Source organism: Vibrio sp. Vb1755 (assembly GCF_033338635.1).
Classification (GTDB): Bacteria; Pseudomonadota; Gammaproteobacteria; order Enterobacterales; family Vibrionaceae; genus Vibrio; species Vibrio alginolyticus.
This window is the reverse complement of record NZ_JAWOTA010000039.1, coordinates 24089-30752: the sequence shown is the minus strand read 5'-3', so window position 1 is coordinate 30752 and position 6664 is coordinate 24089. Positions and strand designations below refer to the sequence as shown.

Here is a 6664-nt window from a genome sequence, read left to right as displayed (position 1 = left end):
AGGTTCTTATTTTTAAAGAGCTTTTCTAACATTTTCAGCAACTTAGTTGCTCGTCGTTAGGGGTGCGTATCTTACTTCACACCGTGAGAGAGTCAAGCATTTTTTCAAATTCTTTTTTCTCTCTTCCCGACTCGCTGTGTGACTTTCGTCTCACTCCGTGTCGGTGGATGCGCAGTATAGGGGGTTGAGAAATTAGCACAAGCGTTTTTTGCAAAAAAACTTTCAACCGAACAAATAACAAGCATTCTGCATAGATACTCAACGATCTTGTCTAATATTTCGGGTTGTAGAGGATCTTTTCATGAAGAAATACCTGACTTCCGCATTATAAGATCGCCTATTTCTTTGTAATTTCGGTTGCTGATCTTATCTCTATTGGTTCTTTTTTCTCTTTCTACCTATATAAAGACGAAAAAAGAGCAGAACGATGACGAACTGCTCTTTTGGTCTTTGCTTTTTATTTGGGGTACTTCAGGTGAAGTCTTGGAAAAGTGTTTCTTCTATATATATAAGAAAAGATCAGAGCATCCTTGCCCTTCTCTTTACGACAGATTAGTTAGGGGTATATCTAAATGTCGTTATTGTTCGATGACGCATTGAGCTCGTAAGAGTGGAGCATGCTTGCATTCCCAATGGCGTCATCTTCGAGAGGAACTTAGTTCTTCAATACTTTTACGGTGTAGCTACCATCTTTTTGTTGGTATAGACCGTGGATGTCGGTTTCGAAACCTGGGTAATGCGCACCGATCTCACAAAGCATCTCTAGGAAGTCCAGCACAGGGCGAGACTCTTGAGTCACCATTTCACCAGGAAGTACTAGTGGCACACCAGGAGGGTAAGGAAGGATCATGTTCGCACTTACGCGGCCAACCATTTCTTCCAGTTTGATTTCTTCGATGTTGCCACGAAGCTCTTCTTGCCATGCTGCGTGTGGTGTTACTTTCATTTCTGGAAGTACATCGAACGCTTTGTACATTAGCTCAGGTAGGTTGTATTTCTTAGTTAGGTCATGAATCGCTTGTGCTAGTTCTTGAACACGCATGCCTTCATAGAAGCTTGGGTCTTCGTTGTATAGCGAAGGTAGGAAGCTCTTGATGGTTAGGTTCAAGTCATAGCCACGTTTAAATTCAGTTAGACCGCGTAGCAATTGCATTGCTTTTGATTTGTCGATACCGATTGAGAATAGGAACAACAAGTTGTATGGACCTGTTTTCTCTACCACGATGCCGCGCTCGTCTAGGAATTTAGCCACCAGCGAAGCAGGAATACCTGATTCTTCTAGTTCGCCTTCTTTATTCATCCCTGGAGTCAGTAGCGTTACTTTGATTGGATCAAGATACATGTGGTTGTCATCCATGTTCTTGAAGCCGTGCCATGTATCGCTAGGGTCTAGTTTCCAACATTCTGTGGTATCGATGTTTTCTGGTTGCCATACATCGAAGAACCAGCTGTCACTTTCTGCTTCTAGGCGTTTGATCTCTTTACGGAAGCGGATTGCGCGATCGATAGAGTCTTGCATCAACTTCTTACCAGTGTTGCCGCGCATCATTGCCGCTGCAGTTTCAGTAGAAGCAACAATGCCGTACTGAGGTGAAGTTGAAGTGTGCATCATGAATGCTTCGTTGAAAGATTCTTTATCAAAGTCGCCTTTCACATGAATCATTGAAGCTTGTGAGAACGCAGCCAACAGTTTGTGTGTTGATTGTGTTTCGTAGAACACTTTGCCTGGCATCGCTTCACCACTCATACCACATTTACCTTCGTAAATTGGGTTGAAGTTAGTGTAAGGCACCCAAGCACTGTCGAAGTGGATGTGTTTACAATCTAGCGACTCTTTGATGAATTGTGTGTTGTACAGCAAGCCATCGTAAGTTGAGTTAGTCACTACTGCGTAAGTTGGTGCTGTTGCACCTGGTGTTTTCGCCACTTTCTCTGCAATGACATCGCGGCTGAATTCGCTTTGTGGAATACCACCAAGGATGCCGTATGCGTTACGAGTTGGGCGGAAGTAGATTGGTGTCACGTCGCTCATCATCATTAGGTGAGTCAGAGATTTGTGACAGTTACGGTCAATCAGTACTGTGCTGCCAGCAGGTGCTGAGTACATACCAACGATTTTGTTCGATGTAGACGTACCGTTAGTTACGATGTACGAGCTGTCTGCATTGAATGTGCGTGCGATGTATTCTTCTGCATCTTTATGTGGACCTGAGTGGTCTAGTAGAGAACCTAGTTCAGGCATTGAGATTGATACGTCCGCTTTAAATGTGTTTGGACCGTAAAAATCGTAGAAGATGCTACCAGCAGGGCTTTTCTGGAATGCAGTACCGCCCATGTGACCTGGAGTACAGAAGGTGTATTTACCTTCTTCTACGTATTTGAATAGCGCTTTAGTGAATGGAGGCATGATGGCATCTTTGTATGCCTCAGTCGCTTGGTTGATTTTGATAGCGATGTCGTCAGCCATACCTAAAGCGTACTCGAAGAAGCTCACGTTTAGACGTAGGTCTGTTAGTGAAATGTCTAGAGTAGACTGTTCGTTAGCAAATGCGTGAACAGGCAGTTTTTCGTTGATTTGGCTGATACGTTCACATAGCTCTAGTGAGTATTTATCCCAGTCGAACAGTACACCGCAAATGCGTGGGTTCATCTCAATCATTTTGATCAAGTCTTTATCATCTACTGGGTAAACCACTTCGTAGCCCGCTTTCTCAAGAGCAGCGTGAAGTTGACGAACTGGCTCTTCTTTAAAGAACACACCCATGTGGTTCAAGATAGCGAATATATTCATTTGGACATCTCCAAGGCGAATGAGGGCGCTCTTTGCCATTTACAGGCAATGAGTAAGGTGAGCGCCGCGTGAATTTGGGTTTTATGGGCTGGCACCGTAGTGCCAGCGTTTTGGGGATTAGTTGCTTGCTTGGGCAGGCATGTCGTCAGCGTGCATTTTCACGTACTGAGCAAGACCTGCTTTTTTGCTGTAGAACATCAAGATAACTAGAGACACGATGAAGGTTGCTGTTAGCGTACCGCCCTCTGCACCTGCTAGTGCGATGAAGCAGAACAGACAAGCCACACCAGAGAACAGCATTACGAAGCCGTTGCGTGTTGTCATACCTTCGAAGCGAATCAAGTTAATGCTTGAGTAGAAGTAAGGCAGCATAGTTAGTAGAACTGCGTCAGTTGTTAGCTGGTTGAACAAGTCTGATGCGTGTGCTGTTTTAGAGCTGAAGAACATCAGTACAACCATCAGTGCAGTCATCTTGATTGACGCAAGGATTAGACCTTTCTTAGGCACACCGTTTTTGTCAGTTTCGCCGTAGATTTTAGGGAAGTTGCCGTCGTTTGCTGCGCGTTTACCTGCTTCACCTACTAGCATCATCCAAGAACCTAGCGAAGTGAAACATGCTAGCGCTGTGAATGCTGATACGAATGGTGCTGTCCAGCTACCGAATAGCTCAGTGGTTGCTAGTGCAAATGGCGCACCTGATGCCGCAACTTCTGACGCTGGGAACATGCCGCTGATCATTTGAGTTGATAGGATGTAAATCACACCTGCGATACCAGTACCCAACATAGTTGCTAGTGGTACAGTACGTTTAGGGTTTTCTACCATACCAGTCGATACCGCTGCTGATTCCACACCTACGAATGACCATAGACAGATAAGAACCGCTGTTACTACCGCGTGGCTGTCAGTGCCTGCTGATACGTTCCAGTTTTGGCTGTAAAGCGCAGTATCGAAGTGCGTCCAACCAAATGCGGCTGTACCAACAACTGGGATAAGGATAAGAACTAGACCAAGCGTACATAGACGGCTTACCCAGCTACCACCAAGTAGGTTGACGAAAGTGAAGATCCATACCGATGCAATCGTCGCAATACCTGCTGGGATTGGGTTATTAAGCACAGGGAAGAATACTGAAAGGTAAGAAACACCTGTAATGGCAATAGCCAGGTTACCAATCCAGTTCGCGTGGTAATAAAGAACGCCCGTTTGGAAACCAAATACCGGAGACACTTCGCCAGCATAAGCGATAGGACCACCTTCTTGTGGGTTTTTGGTTGCCAGACGAGCGTAAACAAACGCCAGACTCAGTGCACCGACCAAACAGATCAGCCAACTGAAGATTGAAACAGAGCCTACAGAGGCAAGACTAGAAGGTAATAGTGCGATACCACTACCCATCATGTTACCGGCTACGACACCCGTACAGGCAATAAGGCCGATTTTTTTCGCATTCGATGACATAACATCTCCAAATCTATTCTACTCGAGTCAACATGACTCAAACTGAATGGTAATTAGCGAGATGCTATGAGGAAGAACCTGCTCGACCTCGCTAAATTTCGAAGTGAAGACTACGCCCAAAAACTGAGAAAAAAATAAACTTGGGGTTATCAATAAAATGATTAGTTCATCAACATCAAGTTGAGATAAACATGATAAACACAAAAACATAAAAACATAAAAACATAAAAACATAAAAACATAAAAACATAAAAACATAAAACTATATTATTCATACAGTTACAAGAAAAACATCAAACCTTCTACCGATAGATAAACTCTCATCAACTCGTTGGTCATCGCGATAAAAGTTATCAACCTCTATCAACTTCCCCATCCCGAAGGGTTAATTCCCTGAAGTGTTGATTCCATAAATCTCTCCCTGATCGCGCTTCTTGACCCAAGTCAATATTCATCTCGCATGCAAGAAGGCACCAAAATCATTCTCGCCACATAACTCATCCAGACACTTCATACAATCAATAGAGATAGAGATAGAGATAGAGATAGAGATAGAGATAGAGATAGAGAAGCAAAGCGGGTATGTATTCCCGTTGCAAGCTTGCGTTGTTAGCTCCTTCGTAAGTCATTGCCCCACCGCCCCACCCTTTTCACTTTTCGACAGCGACAAAAAAGCCCCTCATCGAAATGAGGGGCTAGCATTAGGCTGACGTTGAGTCCGAGAGAATTAAAGCATTCGAACGACAGAAGGGTGAACGGCGCGATACATGGCGTAATCAATCGCCTTCATGTTACTTGGGAAGACCAAGTTTTCGCACAGCAGGTACGTCTCAACCGACGTATCAATATAGAAAGCTTCACTGTAAGACTCACTGGCTAAATCCAGATCACCATCCAATTCGGCGTGCTTACCGCGAATCACATAGGAAAGCACTGAATCACGTAACCTCAATGCCTGTCCGAGATGCCGCTTGGCTAACGCCATGTCACCAATGATGGTTTCGTGCAGTGCTAAAGCTTCATAAATTCGCGGTTGAATTGGCCCCACCATCATTTTCACATTAGTCTCTAGTGCTTCACTGAGCTGCTGCATTCGCCCTTTCTTCAACTCCTGTGAGAAATCAAGTGCCTTTTGTACATGGTAAGCAATCAACAACTCAGCTTGAACGTAAGCATTATCCGGCTCGATTTCTAAAATATTTTCCATCAAGTCGATACCTTGGCGGAATTGTTTAGTATCAGAGACATTAAGGTAATGGTTAGCCTGAACAAACAACTCCAACGCGTCGGGATTCATTGGCATTCCCGCCACCAGCATCGTAGATTTCAATTTGGCATCCGACACTTTCAGCACTTGCATCAAATCCAACGACGCTTGTTGAAGCACTGTCTTTAAATGACTACTGGTTAACGCGTATTGACGACTAAACAACACTTTTTCAGATGAGTTATTGCGATATTCCACCTCTAAAAAGCTGCCACCGTCATTCTCACGAACTCTCACCACAACCGATTTACCAGGCACAATGCCAGAAGTAAACGACGCCTTCTTTAGCATGACTCGGTAATCACTGACTTGAGCAATGTCGGACATCAACTTTTGGGCGAATCCGTCTGCCAAATCGTAGCTTAACCCTTCATTCGTAAAATTATCTTGAAACTTGAACTCAATAAGATGGGTATCGATGGCTTGGGTAATACGCACTTCCGACTGCTTGTAGGTAAACACGCCCATCACTACGACCAACATACTGATCCAGATGAAGTTCATAATTCCCAATCGCCAAGGACTGATTTTGTTTTTGCTCTGAGGGGCTTTTTTCTCTTTTGACATCTCGCAGACCGCGCGAGTTAGAGGACCGGCAGGAAAGGTAACGGCTGGTGCTATAGGTAGACAATCCTCTTCCGATTCTTCAACCGAAGGTGGGATCTCTTCATTTTGCCGACTTGTGACAAACTCTTCATACGTCATAGTAACCACGTTCGCTACCAGCTTATAGCCACGTTTGGGCACCGTGATAACGTAGTTGGTATTTTCCTCTCGACCGTCACGTAGTAGCTTACGCAACTCAAAGATGGATTGAGTCACCACTTGATCGGTCACAATCGCTCCAGCCCAAACGTACTGAATCAATTCCTCGCGGTTGAACACCTCATTCGCATGCTCCGCTAAGAAGTGCAAAAGATTAATTAAGCGTGGCTCAACAGTAACTTCCCTATCTTGTCGATACAGCTTATTTTCATCAACGCTCAAAACCCAGTCATTGATTTGAAAATAGACTCCAACCATGTATGAAAACTCTCGTATCTACAGACAGCGTTACGGTAGGAATCAGACAATGGTCGATTCCTACAAGTAACTAAAGGCAAGATTATAGGTGGGAAAGCAGCGTGTACCTAGAAAAGCAAGTC

3 protein-coding genes are annotated in these 6664 nt (G+C 44.4%); all 3 read right to left on the bottom strand.

Going from position 1 to position 6664, the window contains the following annotated elements; genetic code table 11:
* Positions 1–655: 655 nt before the first annotated feature.
* Entirely contained in the window at positions 656–2791 is a 2136-nt protein-coding gene (locus R7E00_RS21415) for a lysine decarboxylase CadA (RefSeq protein WP_017635553.1), read from the bottom strand.
* Between the two features lie 117 nt (positions 2792–2908).
* On the bottom strand, positions 2909–4252 hold the full coding sequence (cadB, locus tag R7E00_RS21410; RefSeq protein ID WP_005434864.1) for a cadaverine/lysine antiporter: 1344 nt from the start codon (positions 4250–4252) through the stop codon (positions 2909–2911).
* 727 nt (positions 4253–4979) lie between these two features.
* Positions 4980–6542, bottom strand: a complete 1563-nt coding sequence (cadC, locus tag R7E00_RS21405; RefSeq protein ID WP_262606419.1) for a lysine decarboxylation/transport transcriptional activator CadC — start codon at positions 6540–6542, stop codon at positions 4980–4982.
* Between the last annotated feature and the right edge of the window lie 122 nt (positions 6543–6664).

What these genes read in the sequence shown, in the direction of transcription:
- cadB (WP_005434864.1), bottom strand. Translation starts at nt 4,252, where the DNA reads ATGTCATCGAATGCGAAAAAAATCGGCCTTATTGCCTGTACGGGTGTC.
- R7E00_RS21415 (WP_017635553.1), bottom strand. Translation starts at nt 2,791, where the DNA reads ATGAATATATTCGCTATCTTGAACCACATGGGTGTGTTCTTTAAAGAA.
- cadC (WP_262606419.1), bottom strand. Translation starts at nt 6,542, where the DNA reads ATGGTTGGAGTCTATTTTCAAATCAATGACTGGGTTTTGAGCGTTGAT.